We start from the raw sequence: 17,658 nt of genomic DNA, 5'->3' as shown, positions 1-17,658 counted from the left end.
AGTCAGACATTCATTATTTGCCATACATACCACTTAAAATATTTGTATTCATAAATGATCAAGGCTTGAAGACCCAAGCCATAACTAGATAATTTACCCAAACCTTACGCTCATAAAAAATGAGCGTAAGGTTTGGGTAAAGCTTTAGAATTTTAAATCATTTCTATAAAATTTAATACCTTACCTTACTTAAAGTTAATAATTTTCAAAAATGACTTCTTCATAGGATAGAAATTTACACTGATTAAGCAGATAACGATACTTGCTTTGGGAGTATGCTTTTAGTCATAAACTCATGAATTGTTGGCGACTAAGTGATGTTATTTTTCGAGTTGTTAGAGCTATAAGCCCTATGGATGAGCCAAGCCACAGCATGCCCATCAATATTTTAGCAATTTTGCCACAATTACCTGAATGACAAACTTTGCCAAATGACAAAAAAAGTGTCATTTTAATCAGCGATTTATGCACTCAGTGAATAAAAACAAACAAACAAATTCAATAAGTTAGTTGTATCAAGTGAATAAAGACAACCTGAGCATTCATTTTAGTTACAAACAAAAAGCATAGGTTTTAGCGTGCCAAACTCTTTAAAACAGCGCTTTGATTGCTGATTATTTGACTAAACAAACCCCCAAAATATACAAAAATGGCAAACTCTTACTCTGAAGTTTTCATAAAAGACCTCTGAGCCCTTTGTTCACGAGGGCTCGCATGGTCATGGAAGTAACACCGATCTATCTGTGATCTAACATTTAGCAGCAGAAAAAATGACTATGAAATGGCCCTTTGTTCTTGAAGTAGTGCTATTGGTAATGAGGGCTGATAACTTTTACTAGCTCGAGCAATGCGCCTTATAATTTCCGTCTCTGTCATTGTTTGATTTGCAAGAATTATTGTAGGCCCATACTGGTTACGTAAGTGTGCAAGCCGCTTATCGAGCGTTACTTTACAACGTGCTTTTACTTCTCGAACAATCGCTCTTGGTTCAACACGCTTGAGCATACGGCTGTATGCCCTTGGGTATGCTGCAACAAAATAGCTGTCTGGTGCTGTAAATATATCAAGCGGTATCGGTTGAGTCCGCTTACCTTGTAAACGTAATTCGTGACGCGTCCAATCTTTGTAAAGGGTTTCATCTACAGGTAGTTTGAGTTGCTTACCCTTTTCATAAATTGCCATCTTTTTATGAGAGCTATTAGCACCTATATAAATTGTTCTCCCCTCGTTTGATTTGAGATCCCGTCGAGTCGGGGCAGTACCGGACTTAGGCGAGTAGTCACCTTTACTAAACGACTTTTGAACATGACGTATGTTGTATTTACCGCTTAAATCATCGAGCGCTAAATCAATTCGCCTAATGTCCAACTTAGCAAACTTATCGAGTTGCAATAGTGGAAAAAAATAGCGGTCATCTAAATTTATTAACTCACATGCAAAACCTGTTAGCTCCAATCGAATACTTGTTTTATTGTTAGGCCATTTAATTGCACCGCAATTTTGTTTTACCACATCATAACTGTGGAGTAATTGCCCATCATCAAAGTGTTTTAACTTAGGCTTAAACTGACTGACTTTAATCAATAGTGACTTTAACCAGTCTTTGAGCTTTTGCATAACCTCATCAAATTGGCCCTTACAAACAAGTACTAAATTAATCGTTACATAATCAATTCGTGTTTTAATATTATTGTTTACTAAAAAAAGACAATCTGTCTTTGTTAATGACTCTTTATATAGCCCTGTAAGTGTATTGTTTTTACTTACTTTATTAGTACTATCTGTCGGTGTTAATGCCCCTTTTATGATCTTATTATCCATTAATGCATGCCTCCATCCAGTTTAAGATGTCGGATAATCGCCATGCTGTGGTTCTTTTATTTAATTGAATTCGCTTTGGAAACGTTCCCGCCTGTTCCATCTCATAACGTGATGTACGTGATAGCCCTGTAATATGCTGGCATTCTTTTTCTCTAACAAAACGGTCAATGCTTGGTGTTTGCTGTTCACTATGATTTGTATTCATGTCAATTTCTCTATTTTTTATTTCGATTCGATCGAGTGTGATCGCATCAGTTCGAGAGCTATTAAATAGAAAAATTAAAAGTCTGAGAATCGAGCCTAGCTGCTAGGCTCAGACTTTTTTAGAATTGAATAAATCGAAAAACCACTTCTACGGCATAAAAATGAAACAGCAAGCAATTGATTTAAAATAACTAATAACAAAAGGTGGAATGCTTCATACAAAGCGGGGATTTATATAGAAGTTTAGTTGAACGTAGGCTAAAAAATTACTATTGATAATAATGAGTTATTAGTAGGATGTTCAAGGCCTCTTTTTTGTCAAAAGATAGCCTTGATTATATGGCATGATTTAAGGGGGGTTACTCGCTCAGATTTGTTTCATTTGAACTAACTATTAACTCGCTTTTGCTATGTGTTGGCTCCACCAGTCCATTATTTCTCGCCTGCGGTCAATATACTGTGCTCGGTTATAAGCGCGTCTAACTTCATTTTTTTCGACATGTGCTAACGCTGTTTCAATTAAGTCTGGATCAAACCCTTGCTCATTTAATATGGTGCTGGCGAGTGCACGCATACCATGAGCCACCAGCGCACCTTCAAGCCCCATTCTTTTTAATGCCGCATTCGCGGTTTGTGCATTGGTATGACTTCGTGGGTTTCTATCCGCAGGAAAAATATATTCTCTGTGGCCGCTAACTGGTTTCATTAATTCTAGTAAATGAAGCGTTTGTTTAGTCAAAGGTACTTTGTGCTCTTTCCTCATTTTCATACGCTCGGCAGGAATTATCCATAACCCGTCATCAAAATTGACTTCAGACCATTTAGCTGCCGCGGCTTCCATTGGTCGGCACATTGTGTGTAACTGCCACTCAATCAAACATCGAGTCGTGTATTTTATGCTCGCACGATTCAACATTGTCATTAATTCAGGCAATCTTTCTGGCTCAATCGTACTCATGTGAGTTCGTTTTGGTGATTGAAATGCACTGCGGATCCCTGCTAGCGGGTTTGACTTTATCAAACCCACGTTCACAGCGTAGGTCATGACTTCATTCACTCGTTGGCTTAATCGTCTAATTTGTTCAAGCACACCTTTTGATGCTAGTGGCTTCATAACGGCGATTACCATGGGTGCTGTTAATGTGTTGATAGGTCTGTTTGCGAGTTGAGGAAATAAGTGGTTTTCAAACGAGCGCCAAATATCTTCTGCATAGCCCTCACTGACCGATGCACGCTTTACATCGAACCATTGCTCTGCAACATATTTAAAGGTGTTTTGGGTTTCGTTAAGTACATCGGTCTTTTCTTGCTCGGCCTGCTCCTTTGGATCAATGCTTTTTGCAAGGAGTGCACGTGCCTGCTCTCTTAATACTCTGGCTTCTTGAAGTGTGATTGTAGGGTATGCACCCAACACCATATTGTTACGCTTTTTAGTGTATGGACGGTAGTAGCGGAATATCCAAGATTTATTACCTGAAACGCGTATTCTTAAGTAAAGACCGTTGCCATCTGCAAGTTCATAATCTTTATCTTTTGCCTTTGCGCGCTTTAATTGGGTGTCGCTGAGGGGTTTGATCAATTTTGCCATTAGTTACCTTCTTAAACTTAGCTACAATCAACTGAAATTTATAGTAAAAATGCTTTTTGGTACCACAAGTTTGTTCTCAGCGGTTTATGGTACTTGCAATGGTACTTAGTGTTGCGAATAGTACCATACATCTTCGAACCCTTTAGAAACAAAAAAGCCCTTAACTCGTTAAAAGTTAAGGGCTTTTTGAACGTATTCGGCAGTTGCCGAACACTATATTGGTGGAGCTGGGGGGATTTGAACCCCCGTCCGAAAAGCCTCGACCGTCGGTACTACATGTTTAGTATTGTCATTTAATTAACCTTTAAGTCCCGGACAAACACGGTAAATAAAGGCGAGGCCGCTTAGTTTTAACGCTTCAACCCCGGCCAGGGTTTCCGTCGCGATCAGGTGTTAGGGTGACACTCCAGAATCCAGTCCACAAGAATACATGGAAGGAGCGCTAGCCAGCCTAAGCTGCTAGAGAGTAGTTATCGTCGTTTGCGATTACTTTAAATTGCGGCTTTTTTACGAGGCAAACCGCACCTCGACATGCACCTCGGGCTTCTTGAATTCCGTCGAATCCTAATCAGCCCCTGAATTAGTAAACTCATTCAGAGTGTGCGAAGAGTATAACTGACTAAGGCCGCGATACTCAAGGCTCTTCACAACTTTATTTTCGAAAAGTACTTTAGTTATAATCAATTACACGAAATGTTGTTAACAAGTACTAATTTCAGGAAAAATAAATGGAACATTTACTTAACATATGTTCCTAGTTGTGCTCAAATACCATACATAATCGCCTTTTAGTATTGTACTTTGGTGAATGATAATAAAAAACAGGCATAGTTTTATAGGAAGTCGTAATGTCGCTGTTTATCCATGATACGCAAACTGGTTTTGTATCTATTGCCGAGCACCCTAAAAAGAGTGGCTTCCCTGTCACGGGCTCACAATTAATTGAACTATTAGAACAATCTCAATTCGCTGATTTTGAAGTAATTACTGCAAACATAGGGAAACTCTTTACCCCTAGCAATGGATTAGGCAATGACTCTCTAAACATCGCGAAGGCTGTTGATGCCTCGGTAACTATAAAGATTGATGAAAAAAATATGGTTGCAGAAGCGACACTTACCACGGCACGTGGGGGTGAAATAATGTCTGTAGATAAAGCCCGAGAAGTGCTGTTAGAAGCCGGTGTTGTTCAAGGTGTAAGTGCACGGGCTCTCGATTCGTTTTTAGGGCAGCAGTTTGAAAAACCACCCGGCGTTTCGTTTTCTGCAATTGTTGCGCATGGGCGACGCCCAAAAGAAGGGGCAGATGCAAAATTTGTCCGTTTGTGTTCAACGGCGCAAGATAGAGTTTTAAGTCCACAAGCTAAAGAAGGCGGTAAGGTAGATATGCGCGATTTAGGCGCAATCATAACGGTTAAACCTGGCACGCCTTTAATGCAGCGCATTGCAGCTACGAGTGGAGAAGATGGCTATACCGTTTTTGGAGATCCGATTCCTGCTTGCCCTGGTAAAGACTTACCTTTACAACCTTTTGAAGGCACCAAATTAGATCCCGATAATTCAAATATCCTAATTGCAGACTGCAAAGGTGTACCAGTGGCACTGCCGCGAGGTATGCGTGTTGATGATGTACTGTGCTTCGATAACGTAGATATTGGTACAGGTCATGTTGATTTTGACGGCAGTGTTATTATCAGCGGAGATATAAAAGACGGTATGCAAGTCCGTGCAAGCGGCGACGTTACTGTATTAGGGTTTGTTGAATCTGGTACTATTGAAAGCGCCAGTGCAGTGACCATAATGCAAGGTGCTATCGGCAGGAAACGTGAAGAAAATGAAGCATTTAGCTGTAGAATCAAAGCAGCCAGAACGATTTCAATTGGGTATGCACAATATTGCACTGTCGAAGGTGAACAAGATTTATTTATTGAGCGCCAAGCGCTGCATTGTGACTTAAGCGCACGACGCTTGATCAGAGTCGGTAAAGCAAATAACCCGCGCGGTAAAATCATTGGCGGAAGCGTATTAAATGCAATGCGAATTGAAACGGGTGAGTTAGGTGCACCATCAGGGACGAAAACACGTATATATCTCGCACAAAACTGGCATGATTTACGTCAAAAACAAGTGCAAGTAACTGACTTTGAAAAGCTTCTCACGACCAAGTCGGCGGCGCTCAAACAAGCGCGAAAGAAAGCAATTAAAATTCCATTCCCTGAGAAAAGGCAGTTACTCCTCGATAAGATTACGGCAAGTGAAGAACAAATAAACATGAAGGTTGCGAGCACTAAGCGTAAGAAGCAGCTTATTAAACAAAAAATAACACAGCTTTTGTCTATCAGTAGAGTTAAGGTCAATGAGCTCATGCACCCAGGCGTAGAGCTCAAAATAGCAAAAGATTCGAAAAACTTTTCGCGTATATACCCTCCCCACTCAGTTAAAATGAGTGAAGGAAAAATTACTCAGTCGTTTTAACGACTGAGTCTTCCAAAATAACGTCGTCACTCACTTCTTGTGCCTCTTCTGCAAGCGGCCATCCACCAAGTTGCTGCCAACGATTGACAATCAGGCAGTAAAGCTCTGCAGTGCGCTCAGTGTCATACAACGCTGAATGAGCTTGCTTATTATCAAACTCGATGCCTGCAGCCCGACAGGCTTTTGCTAAAACAGTTTGTCCAAGGGCTAAACCCGCTAATGAGGTCGTGTCAAAGCTAACAAACGGATGAAATGGTGTGCGCTTTATATTATTACGCTCAATGGCTGCATTCAAAAAGCCATGGTCAAAAGCAGCATTGTGAGCAACAACGACCGATCGTTGACATCCAGCTGCTTTTTGGGCTTTGCGTACAGCTTTACAAATTTCTTTTATTGCTTCATCTTCGGGGACTGCACCACGCAAAGGTGAGAAGGGATCAATACCGTTAAACTCGATGGCCGCTTGTTCAATATTAGCTCCTTCAAAAGGTGCGACATGGAAATGCACAGTATGATCAATACTTAACAATCCTTCGTCATCCATTTTTAAAATAGAGACTGCAATTTCTAGTAGCGCATCAGTTTCTTTGTTAAAGCCTGCTGTTTCAACATCTATGACAACAGGGAAAAAGCCACGGAAACGTTTTGCGAAAGGTGTTTGTTCTGTATTTGCCATAGTTTTCTTGGTTTATGAATGTAAGCCTTCTATTATGACAAAGTTGACAGCCACTAGGCTAGAGGGTTTAAGTATTAATTACAGGTTTAATTTATAGGCATATAAATTGCTTGTTAGTTAAGTATATGCATATTAATACTTAACTCAGTTGCTTTATTGAGCCATAGACCTTGTGGAATTGCCAAAATTTTGACTAACGTATTAACAAAGTAACTTATTGTTGGAGTCGACTACTGTGAAATTATCATTACTCTCTGTTGGTATCACAACAATTGCCTTATTCTCTAGCGGTGTCGCCAATGCAGCTATGCGACAATACAGCGCTAATGCTGACACTTCACAATGGCAGGTTGTAAAAACCACGCGGTTGCAATGCCAATTAAATCATGAAGTCCCCTTCTATGGCGAGGCTATATTCAGTGCGAACGCCAGCAAGAACAAAGATCTGTTATTCAACTTAGACATGGTAGTTAGGCCTGATAGTTATAATGTTGCAGGGCTAAAATCAGTTCCTCCTGCGTGGCGTGCTGGCCGCCCAGTGCGTGATCTTGCAAATATGAAACTATTACGTAAGTTTGACGGTGAACTGGGCAACAAAACCGCTTGGGAAATGCTGACTGAACTTGAAAAGGGCTACCATCCGACTTTTTATTACGAGGACTGGCAAAATAGTGCCGACAAAATTGCCGTTGGTTTATCGAGTATTAATTTTAAACAAGCCTACTGGGCTTTTTTACAATGCCGTGACGAATTATTGCCTTATAACTTTGAGGATATTTCGTTCACAATAATGAATTATCAACCAAATACCAGCAAGCTGACTAAGTCATCACAAAAGCGACTTGATAAAATAGCTGAATACTTAAAGTATGACACAAGTATCTCGTCTATATCGATTGATTCATATACAGACAGCTACGGTGGTCGTTGGAATAACCTTGAGCTTTCAAAAAAGCGCGCAAAAGCGATAAAAGATTATATGGTAAGTTTGGGCGTTGATGAGTCAAAGGTTGAAACACAGGGCTTTGGTGAAAAGCGCCATGTCGCAACCAATGACAATATTTTGGGCCGTGATAAAAACCGTCGCTTAGTCATTCAAATAGCGAAGATATAATTATAAGAGGGTTAGAAGGTAAGCTTATTTCGCTTACCTTTTCTATTAAACCACCCTTCACCGAACTGAAAAATAGCCAAGCTAATCAAGATAATTCCTGCACCTAAGCCTAGTTGCATACTAATAGGCTCATTGTTTAACCACGCACCGAGCCCAATAGCAAAGCTGGGCGTAATTAAAGTAGTCAGTGCAACCGTGCTTGCCGTTAATTTTTGCAGAACATGAAAATACGCCAACGCCCCGACGAGAGAGCCAAATACACCCAAGTAAACGATTGACCAAATAGATTTCACTGACCACGCTTGAGTATCTAACTGCCCACCAAATAACCACCAGGTAACAAAGAACAACGGCGTCACAAATATCAAAGAGCCAAATGTTGTTGCCATTGGGTGTATTGCTATACGAATCCGCTTTATCATTACACCACTGAGGCTAAAAAAACACACTGCCAAAGCAACATAGACAAACCCCTGCATGTGTGCCAAAGAGCCTTGAATATGTTCTTTACTTACCAAGTACAAGCCAAATAACGCACAGAGCAATGCCAAACTCTTTATTAAACTAAACTTGGGTTCATTTAGTAAGCGCTGCGCAAGCAACCCAGATAGAATGGGAGCCAAGCCAAATATTAATGAGATTAATCCTGAAGGGACCGTTTTAGCCGCCATATAACTGAGTAACATACCGCCGTAAATGCCCATACTCGAATAGGCATACAGACAACATGCTCGACTATGCCATGGGATTCTCACATTCGCGATCGCGACCACAAACGCAGCCAAAACAAGCCCTATAGACATGCGTAGTAACACCGCTAAGGTTGGCTCAACGGTTTCGCTACTAAATACGATACCCAGTGGCGTTGTTGACCATATCAACACCATTAAAAAATAAGAAACTTTGACGTTCACCCGGCTATTCCTTTATGGAAGCGGTATAACACAGAGGGAAATAGATTCTAACCGCGTTTTACCGCGATTAAATATAAAGATTATACTTTTTCGCGAGCCAAACATGAGCACATGACTGATAAGGTCAGCCATGGACAAAGTGTTATGAGGACTCGGTTAGTTAGTTGCATTTAATCTTCTTCGTTCGTTGAATTTATAAAGCTAAAAAACACTAATAGAAATAACAGAGCTGGTTAATAAGTCAACACTTAACACGCTATTTTTTTGTTTAATTTATTGCTCTGTATTAAGCATGTAAATCATAGGTTACATTTATTTTCTTTGATTTATGACAAAACTATTTAAGTTTACGTCAAGTAGTTATATCTTGCTTGCCTCTCACGATGTTTCAGGGGCAAAGAGTGCTTAAGAATAAAACAATAGGCAGCATGTTAATTGTTGCAGGTACTACCATAGGCGCGGGAATGCTCGCGCTACCAATAGCTAGTGCAGGGCTTGGGTTTACGACCGCACTTACATTAATTATTGCTACATGGGTGCTCATGACCTACACCGCCTTACTCATGCTTGAACTTCACCAGCATGCAGAACGCGATGCAACGTTAAACACACTCGCTAAATCATGGCTTGGCAAGCGCGGGCAATACCTTGCCAACTTTTCCGTTATGTTTTTGTTTTACGCACTGTGCGCAGCCTATATCGCTGGCGGCGGAGCGCAATTGCAAGAAAAAATTAATGCAGGCCTTAATCTAAATATTGCCCCACAGGTCGGTTCAGTCATCATTGCAGTCATAATTGGTACTGTCGTTACATTAGGAACAAGCAAGGTGGATAAACTAAACAGAATTCTATTCACCGTTAAAATTGTTGTACTGGCCAGTTTATTTTATATGCTTACCCCTTATGTACATGGGCAGCACTTACTTGAAATGCCGATAGAGCAAGGACTTATCTTATCTGCCATCCCAGTCGTTTTTACATCATTTGGTTTCCATGGCTCGATCCCATCTATTGTGAAGTATGTCGGGCTTGAGATTAAAACATTGCGTCGTGTCATGATCGCTGGTGCTGCGCTGCCTCTTGTTATATATATTTTTTGGCAACTCATCAGCCAAGGGATCATGAGTCAAAGCGAACTGCTTTCAAGTTCAGGTCTTCCTGGGTTTGTTACAAGTATGGCTAATATTGCTAATAACTCAGCGGTAGCCTCTGCTGTTAATTTATTTGCCGATTTAGCATTAGCAACTTCATTCTTGGGTGTAAGCTTAGGGCTATTTGATTTTTTTGCAGATGCATTTAAAAAAGGCGATGAGGGCAAGGAGCGCATCAAAACGGCGCTAATAACCTTTACTCCGCCATTGGGCTTTGCTTTGTTTTATCCTCAGGGGTTTATTATGGCATTGGGTTATGCAGCAATTGCGCTGGTTGTTTTAGCCGTGTTTCTACCTGTTGCAATGGTTTACAAGCAACGACAACAAAAACAATCTGGATACACGGTTATTGGTGGCAATCTTGGACTGATGGTTGCCGCGCTATGTGGCGTACTTATTATCAGTGCGCAAGGATTGCAGATGGCAGGGTTCATTCCTGCTATTGGCTAAATTCTAAATACGCTTTTACACGTTTTAATAAAAACGGCACCCTAAGTGCCGTTTTTGTTTGTTATATCAACTGTGATGCATTTGGAGCACTCTGACTCTCTATACACAGGGTGTGTTGACCTTCAAGGTTGAATTACAATAGTCTGTTTGATATTTAGTCAAGGTAGCGCTTATGTGGTGTGGCTATTCTCACATAAATAGGCGAGATGGTGGTAAGGGGCGTGAGCAGGACGCGCAAGCTTTACTTGGTTCTTACTTCGTTCACTAGGTTATAAACCTCGCGCCCGATTAAACCGCACCTAGCTTGAAGAAAATTTATTTCGCAAAGGTCAACAAATCCTAGAGCCTTTTACTCAAGTTACTTAGCTTTTCAAATAGCTTGGGTAATTCCCTTTCAGGTATTGGCTGGCTATAAAAATAGCCTTGTACAATAAAGCAGTTATTATTTTGTAAAAACTCAACTTGCTCAATTGTTTCAACCCCCTCAGCGACTACATCTAGTTTAAGCTTTTGAGCCATAGCAATGATTGCCGCTGTGATTTCCATATCATTCGGATCATCGGGTATATCTTGTACAAATGAGCGATCGACTTTAAGAATGTCTACTGGGAAACGCTTCAAGTAACTCAGTGATGAGTACCCCGTACCAAAATCATCAATAGAAATCGACACACCAAGCGCTTTTAGTTGATGCAGCTGAGCTATTGCTGCCTCGACATTGCCCATTAGCATGCTTTCTGTTAACTCTAAATGTAAGCTCTTAGCCGGTACATGTGTTTCTTGAATGATTGATGCCAACAAAGGCACTAAATTCGCATCCTTAAACTGACGTGCTGATAAGTTAATGGAAATATTATTGTCACGGCCCTGCGTGGCAAGCCTTGCTGCAAATTGACACGACTCCTGCAGTACCCACGCGCCCAGTTCAACAATCAGCCCCGTCGCCTCTGCAATAGGAATAAACTTAGTCGGGGGGATCATTCCTTCAGCCGGGTGGAACCAGCGAATTAGCGCTTCATAGCCGACAACTTGATTCGTTCTGCAGTCTACTTGAGGCTGGTAGTACAACACAAACTGATTTTCTTTGATTGCGTTACGTAATTCGTTCTCTATAAATAACCGTTCATTTGCCGCAGCATTTAACTCCTGGCTATAGAAGTGATACGTGTTGCGCCCTTTTGCTTTTGCTTCATACATTGCTAAGTCAGCATGTTTCAGTAGCTGATCTTCTTCTTGGCTATCATACGGCGCCATTGTAATACCAATACTGGCACTGATGATCACTTCATTATTACCCAACATAATAGGTTCATTAAGGGTTTTTTGAATCGTATTAGCCACTTCCGTTGCGTGGTCTTGATGTTCAATACCACTGAGCAATACAGCAAACTCATCACCACCTAAGCGCGATATAGTGTCTTCAGCACGAAGACGCTTCTTCAACCTATTGGCAACTTCTACCAATAATTGGTCACCCGCATCGTGGCCTAACGTATCATTAATGCGTTTGAATTCATCCAAGTCAAAATAAAACAATGCAAAGGCATAGTGGCCACGCTCTGCAAGTGCCATGGATTTACGTAACTGCATTCTAAAAAAGGTTCGATTTGCTAAGCCTGTTAAGGTATCAAAATAGGCTAATTGCTCCATTTTACGTTGGCTTTCTTTTACGAACGAAATATCTTGCGCGGATGCGACATAACTTGTTATTTCGCCCCCCTCTTCGCGTATCGGTGAAATACTTAATGATACCCAAATAGGCGCTTTATTATTTCCTTGAATTAGCGTATCACCACGCCAGTAATTTCTGCTACGAAGATCGATGTCTATATCATCCACCAGAATAGCCATTTCTTCAGCTACTATACTCAACAAGGCTGAATTCATAAAATGACTTTCATCAAAACCAGACATTTCGAGCATCTTCGGGTTCACGTATTCAATGACAAAATGATGATCGGTGATCACAACCCCAGTCCCAGAAAACGAAACCGCTTTTGAAAGTCTGTTTGCCGCTTTTTCCGCAATTTCCTTTTCCGTGATACGCTGGTTTAAACCATCGATAAGCTTACGAATTTCAACCGCCATATCTCGAAATGAGCCATTTAATGTGCCGATTTCGTCTTTATTCTCTTTTGGAAACTCAATTTGTAAATGGCCTTTACCAAAGCTAGTTACTGCGTGCACTAATGAATGGATACGCCTAAGTACAAGTTGGTAAAGCGCTTGATGAAGTAATAACGCAACTAAAATTGCATACAAAATAAATAAGCCAAAAAACTTCACCTTCAGCTCTTGTAATGCAGAAAGGGCTGATGAGCGCTTTTTATATATCCCAATATACCAGTCTAAATACTCAACTTTACGAATATTAATGATGTGCGTTTCACCATCTTGAATAAATGAATCTGCATTTTTTGGTAGCTTCATTTTAATCGTTTGGTTTATGAGTCCTTGCAAGTCAGTATTTACAAAGTCACTATTATTAAGACGCTTACCACTTTGGCCATATTCCTCGTACTTGTTTTTAGTCAGCTTTGGATGTGCAAGGAGTTGACCTTGGCCATCAAACACAAATAAATGTTTATCATTATCACCGATAGGAAGCTGAGAAATTAATGTATCTAATACTAAGTCACTGCCTGTCACACCCAAAAATTCATTATTAAGGTAAATAGGCACAAGGATACTAATGACCCATTTGTGCGAAATTTTGTCATAATAAACATCAGACCACACAGCTTCGCGTGTTGGATTTTGTGCTTCTTGAGCGTAGTTAAAGTTACTGTCTTTTGTGAATTGATGATCACCCGCAACACTGAGCGCCCAATTAGACGGCGCGATACGAATAAAGTTATCTTTAGTGATTAAGTAAAAATTCGAAAAATCTTCTATAAGCGTAGGTGATAATATTTTCCACAACGACTCTGAGTCATGTATTAACTTTTTGTAAAAAGGAGTGTAGTTTTTTTGGGGTAAAAACGCAGCTGAAAAGCCATCATTCGATGAGCTGCGGATACTGCCATCCGCCTCAAAACTTAATACCGCATTTTGATTATCAGCCAATTGAGAAGAACTGTAAAAAAGCTGATTTGTTACAACCCGATTAGCCTGTTCAGCAATATTAATTTTAGTTTTCACTAGGTTATTAAATTGCTGACTCAAACGATTACTTGAGAGCTTTAATACTTCATGCTCTTCAAACACAAGCTGTTTTTCTTCAGATTTAAGCATCAATGCTGCGGCACAAATGCCTGCAATTAAACAGATCGCTGAGATTAACAGCGAAAGCTTCATACTTAATGAGTTAACACCAAAACGTGATGGTGGGCGTCTATACACCACAATCCAACCTTATTTATTAATAATTGTTATTATTTGAATCTACACTCAGAAATATACCAGATCCCCATTTAGATTTATAAATTTTTTGTAAATATTCGCGAAAAAACTTTAATCTAAAAATAAACCAGTACGAAAGCGCTATTAAACACAATAGAGTGTTGACTTTAATGATCAGTCTACATACATTGAAAGGATGAATATACATTTCTCGCGTTTGATTTTTAAGTTTATTAGCTTCTTTTTCTTTATTAGATGAAAGAGGCTTAACTGTTTGCGAGATTTAATCAACCGAATAGAAAAAGCCTCCCAACTGGGAGGCTTTTTTGTTTTTACTACCTTATCGGTAGCTTTTGGAATGAGGAACCCAAATGACAAATGATGTATTAAACACGCTCAGACATGATATCAATGAGATTGATTCTGACTTACTTGTATTACTTGCCAAGCGCCGCCGTATTAGTCATGGCGTTGTGGAATATAAAATAGCGAACAATAAACCAATTCGTGATGAAGCAAGAGAGCAAGCATTACTTGAAAAGCTTATAGGTTATGGTAAATCACTCGGATTGGATGCCTACTATGTTAACAATGTTTTTCAAACTATCTTGGAAGACTCCGTACTTAATCAACAAGCCATGCTGCAAAAAAACCTTAACCCAGGTGCAATGAGCGAAACTCACCGCGTGGCCTACCTAGGGGGTCAAGGAACATACAGTCAACTGGCGTGTCATAAATACTTTAGCCGCCGCCCAGGTAAATTAGTTGAGCTCGGTTGCATTAGCTTTGAACAGATAACAGGTAAAGTTGAAAGTGGCCAAGCGGATTTCGGTTTATTACCTATCGAAAATACCAGCTCTGGCAGTATCAATGAAGTGTTTGATTTACTCCAACACGCACAAGTGTCAATTGTTGGTGAAGTCACTCATAGCGTAGAGCACTGTTTATTAGCCTCTCCTGATACTGAACTGAGTCAATTAAGTAAAATTTTCGCCCATCCTCAACCTTTCGCACAATGTAGCCGCTTTTTACAAGGGCTAGGTGACATACAGCATGAAACTTGTGATTCTACGTCAAGTGCACTTCAATCAGCGTTAGATACACCAAATAGTGCAGCTATAGGTTCAGCACAAGCAGGCAAACATGTTGGCCTTGAGGTACTGAAGTCCGGTCTAGCAAACCAACGAGAAAACCACAGTCGTTTTATTGTTGTTGCACGTCAACCATTGCAAGTTTCAAAACAAATCCCGACAAAAACCAGCTTAATCATGGCCACAAAGCAACAAGCAGGTTCATTAGCCGATGCGTTGATGATTTTTAAAGAGCACAATATTAACCTGGTAAAATTAGAATCGCGACCAGTGCCCGGCAATCCGTGGGAAGAAGTATTTTACGTTGATTTAGAAGCCAACTTAGCTGACAACCATGTGCAACATGCTTTAGAGCAACTAAAGCAACACACGCAGTACGTACGCGTATTGGGCTGCTATCAAAGTGAGTCATTACAAGCCGTTACCGTCGAAGGCTAAAACGAAAAAAGGGCCATAAGGCCCTTTTTTATTAACCCTATTTTAATCAAGCACTTTAGCGTCATTCGCTTTATTTAACAGACTGCGGCTTTGTGTTAAAAAGTGGGCTGTGGAATCTGAAAAATACGCCTTTGCTTCACCAAATGCATCTATTAATGCCTCTTTATTACCTGCTCTTAGTTTCTCCAGTGTGCTTGCAAAGGTCTCTTGATACTGTGCCAATAGATCTTCAACATTATCAAATTGTGCAAGCATAATATCAGAATAAAGCTCTGGTGATTGCGCAAACAAACGTCCTACCATCATTAGTTCTAATTGGTATATCGGTGATGAACAACTCCTAAGCTCCTCTAAGGTGTGCCCTTGTTTTGCCAAAAACTGCCCATAGACAAACGTGGTTAAATGCCGCATGACTTGGATTATTTGCATAGCTTCATCGTGTTTTTTTGCATCAAGTTCAACAAGCTGACAGCCCCACACTTGCAATTGAGATAGCAGACCTTGAGCAACATCATGATTTCGCCCTTCACATACTACAACGGTCTGTTTTACCCAGTGAGATATATCTGGACCAAACATTGGGTGTAAACCGACTACAGGGCCGTTATGCGCCCTTTTTAATACAGCTAATGGTGACTGCTTGACCGATGTTATATCAACTAACAAGCAGCCATCATCCAATTTAGGGAGGGCATTAACCACCGACTCAAGGGCATTGATAGGGACACTTACCATAACAAGTTTTGCCCCATCAAGTATGTTACTTGCTTGATGCTGCTGTGATTTATCGAGTATTTTCACTTCATAACCAGAGCGCTTAAATTGATTTGCAAAAAGCTGGCCCATTGCACCTTCACCACCTACTATAACAATAGGTGATAATTCAGGTGCAGCGCACGCTAGCTTAGCTTGCTGATTTTGGTAGGCTTCACGCATCATACGCCTAAGAATATCTTCAACTAGCTCAGGGTTAACGCCTTGACTTATCGCTTCTTGGCGCCTTGCTGCTAAAAGAGACGCTTCACGATCTGGGGCATGAAGTGGTGCACCAGTTTGTTGTTTAATCGAACCGATTCGTCCTGTGATTTTATTTCGTCTAGCAAGCAGTGCGACTAACTGTGCATCACACTCATCAATTTCTTTTCTTAACTGATCTAACTCATCTTTATTTGCCACGAACCCTACCACCTATCACACACAAAAACGGAAACTTAAGTTTACATAAAAGTAAACTAATCGATACGATAAATACTAACAGGAACATTGAATCGTTAAAAGCGAAAAAAAAGAAAAAGATTGGTAGATAAATGCGTGGAGAGAACATAAGAGATCAGCCGCACAAATTATCCAGCGCGGCTCTATGAATGTATTTAATTCTGCAGTGCAAGAGACGCCATAATCATAATACTAGCAAATGAGTCAGCACCTGCGATGAATAACCCATTATGACAAAAATTAGCATCCTTAATACCTGTGACAGTTTGAAGTTCTTCGCCCGATAGACCAGCCCACTCTTTGGGTAACGGCTTTCTGTCCTCAAATGAGCCTGGCTCTACTGGCACAGTTTGTATAATCCATTTACCTGAGTGGGATGGATAAATCATATATAAAGCTTGCTCTGATAAACTATGAACCGTTTTTTTCCATGGGGTGTATTGTTGAAGAATAATTACGCGGGGGTCATCTGCATCACTAATTGCTTTAGCAACTATTTTTTTAGCGGCTGCACTGCCACTTGCAGAAGCAATAAAACGCTTTAGTAAACGCTGTGCAAATTCCACCGCTTCACTAAAACATTCGTCAAAATTACCGTCTTCTTGCCATGTTGGATTAAACATTGAAATTGTCTGGCTTAGACTTATACCCGTTTCTACCCCTTCAACATAACCGCAGTCTATCGCGTCAATTGTTGATACTAACCCTGCATCAACAGAATCTGCAACAACTTGGTCTCCTTGACAAAGGTCTAGACCATACTTTTTCCACACCAAACCAAACGATGAAAAAGGAATCCCGTTTTCTCGCGTACCCGCGCCACCGCGTTGATGATGATCAAAACGCCCTATATCAGGGTCATACTCATTTCCTACGTCAATAACAATATTAGCTTGGCTAATAATTTGCTTGTCTCGTGTTCTAATTAGCGTGAGCGTCGGAAAAATAATTTTAAGTACTGCAATACTGAATACATCATCAGCATGAAAATTACCATCGTGGGTAACCACTGTCATATCGGTCATTGATTCATCATTTTTAATAAAGAGAGAAAAGAAGTTACTTGAGCAAATAGTGTTGCAGGTTGAGTATAACGAAGCTCACCGTTAAATGCAGTAAGGACAAGGTGTGTTAAAGCCACTATTGAAAATTAGTGCCTTAAAAACCAAAACAGGTTGTA

Annotated in this window: 12 protein-coding genes and 1 other RNA gene; 4 read left to right on the top strand and 9 right to left on the bottom strand. The window is 40.4% G+C overall.

Annotated elements, in window-relative coordinates; all coding sequences use genetic code 11:
- Positions 1-774 precede the first annotated feature (774 nt).
- From ATS75_RS14940 to ssrA, 4 genes are all read right to left on the bottom strand, one after another.
- Entirely contained in the window at positions 775-1,821 is a 1,047-nt protein-coding gene (locus tag ATS75_RS14940; protein WP_058561227.1) for a replication initiation factor domain-containing protein, read from the bottom strand.
- Positions 1,814-2,026, bottom strand: a complete 213-nt coding sequence (locus ATS75_RS14935; protein ID WP_058561226.1) for a helix-turn-helix transcriptional regulator — start codon at positions 2,024-2,026, stop codon at positions 1,814-1,816. The genes ATS75_RS14940 and ATS75_RS14935 overlap by 8 nt, the downstream gene beginning before the upstream one ends.
- 393 nt (positions 2,027-2,419) lie before the next feature.
- Positions 2,420-3,613: an integrase domain-containing protein gene (locus ATS75_RS14930; RefSeq protein ID WP_058561225.1), complete on the bottom strand. Its 1,194-nt coding sequence runs from the start codon at positions 3,611-3,613 to the stop codon at positions 2,420-2,422.
- Positions 3,614-3,832: 219 nt separating this feature from the next.
- Positions 3,833-4,189, bottom strand: a transfer-messenger RNA (tmRNA) gene (ssrA, locus tag ATS75_RS20175).
- A 272-nt stretch (positions 4,190-4,461) separates the two neighbouring features.
- Here ssrA and ATS75_RS14925 point away from each other — a divergent pair.
- On the top strand, positions 4,462-6,087 hold the full coding sequence (locus ATS75_RS14925; protein WP_058561224.1) for a DUF342 domain-containing protein: 1,626 nt from the start codon (positions 4,462-4,464) through the stop codon (positions 6,085-6,087).
- On the opposite strand, the gene rnt is transcribed toward ATS75_RS14925, so the two are convergent.
- On the bottom strand, positions 6,071-6,763 hold the full coding sequence (gene rnt / locus ATS75_RS14920; protein WP_058561223.1) for a ribonuclease T: 693 nt from the start codon (positions 6,761-6,763) through the stop codon (positions 6,071-6,073). The genes ATS75_RS14925 and rnt overlap by 17 nt on opposite strands.
- Before the next feature lie 235 nt (positions 6,764-6,998).
- Between rnt and ATS75_RS14915 the strand changes: the two genes are divergently transcribed.
- Complete coding sequence (locus tag ATS75_RS14915; protein WP_058561222.1) at positions 6,999-7,877, top strand: flagellar protein MotY; 879 nt, start codon at positions 6,999-7,001, stop codon at positions 7,875-7,877.
- 11 nt (positions 7,878-7,888) lie between these two features.
- On the opposite strand, the gene ATS75_RS14910 is transcribed toward ATS75_RS14915, so the two are convergent.
- Entirely contained in the window at positions 7,889-8,791 is a 903-nt protein-coding gene (locus ATS75_RS14910) for a DMT family transporter (protein WP_058561221.1), read from the bottom strand.
- A gap of 401 nt (positions 8,792-9,192) precedes the next feature.
- Here ATS75_RS14910 and ATS75_RS14905 point away from each other — a divergent pair, with 401 nt between their 5' ends.
- On the top strand, positions 9,193-10,392 hold the full coding sequence (locus ATS75_RS14905) for an aromatic amino acid transport family protein (protein ID WP_082665495.1): 1,200 nt from the start codon (positions 9,193-9,195) through the stop codon (positions 10,390-10,392).
- A gap of 339 nt (positions 10,393-10,731) precedes the next feature.
- On the opposite strand, the gene ATS75_RS14900 is transcribed toward ATS75_RS14905, so the two are convergent.
- Positions 10,732-13,737, bottom strand: a complete 3,006-nt coding sequence (locus ATS75_RS14900) for an EAL domain-containing protein (RefSeq protein WP_201020971.1) — start codon at positions 13,735-13,737, stop codon at positions 10,732-10,734.
- A gap of 368 nt (positions 13,738-14,105) precedes the next feature.
- Here ATS75_RS14900 and ATS75_RS14895 point away from each other — a divergent pair, with 368 nt between their 5' ends.
- On the top strand, positions 14,106-15,263 hold the full coding sequence (locus ATS75_RS14895; protein ID WP_058561220.1) for a chorismate mutase: 1,158 nt from the start codon (positions 14,106-14,108) through the stop codon (positions 15,261-15,263).
- A 42-nt stretch (positions 15,264-15,305) separates the two neighbouring features.
- Here ATS75_RS14895 and tyrA read toward each other — a convergent pair whose 3' ends face one another.
- Positions 15,306-16,439 (bottom strand): bifunctional chorismate mutase/prephenate dehydrogenase, encoded by a 1,134-nt coding sequence (gene tyrA / locus ATS75_RS14890; RefSeq protein ID WP_058561219.1) that lies wholly within the window; start codon positions 16,437-16,439, stop codon positions 15,306-15,308.
- A 194-nt stretch (positions 16,440-16,633) separates the two neighbouring features.
- Complete coding sequence (locus tag ATS75_RS14885) at positions 16,634-17,503, bottom strand: MYG1 family protein (RefSeq protein ID WP_058561218.1); 870 nt, start codon at positions 17,501-17,503, stop codon at positions 16,634-16,636.
- Positions 17,504-17,658: the final 155 nt, after the last annotated feature.

It is taken from the genome of Pseudoalteromonas sp. H105, assembly GCF_001469215.1.
GTDB lineage: Bacteria > Pseudomonadota > Gammaproteobacteria > Enterobacterales > Alteromonadaceae > Pseudoalteromonas.
The sequence above is the reverse complement of the archived record's forward strand: the minus strand, read 5'-3'. Positions and strand labels throughout refer to the sequence as shown.

Excerpts from the sequence above, each read along its gene's own strand:
- ATS75_RS14940 (WP_058561227.1), bottom strand. The coding sequence starts at position 1,821 with ATGGATAATAAGATCATAAAAGGGGCATTAACACCGACAGATAGTACT.
- ATS75_RS14935 (WP_058561226.1), bottom strand. The coding sequence starts at position 2,026 with ATGAATACAAATCATAGTGAACAGCAAACACCAAGCATTGACCGTTTT.
- ATS75_RS14930 (WP_058561225.1), bottom strand. The coding sequence starts at position 3,613 with ATGGCAAAATTGATCAAACCCCTCAGCGACACCCAATTAAAGCGCGCA.
- ATS75_RS14925 (WP_058561224.1), top strand. The coding sequence starts at position 4,462 with ATGTCGCTGTTTATCCATGATACGCAAACTGGTTTTGTATCTATTGCC.
- rnt (WP_058561223.1), bottom strand. The coding sequence starts at position 6,763 with ATGGCAAATACAGAACAAACACCTTTCGCAAAACGTTTCCGTGGCTTT.
- ATS75_RS14895 (WP_058561220.1), top strand. The coding sequence starts at position 14,106 with ATGACAAATGATGTATTAAACACGCTCAGACATGATATCAATGAGATT.
- ATS75_RS14885 (WP_058561218.1), bottom strand. The coding sequence starts at position 17,503 with ATGACCGATATGACAGTGGTTACCCACGATGGTAATTTTCATGCTGAT.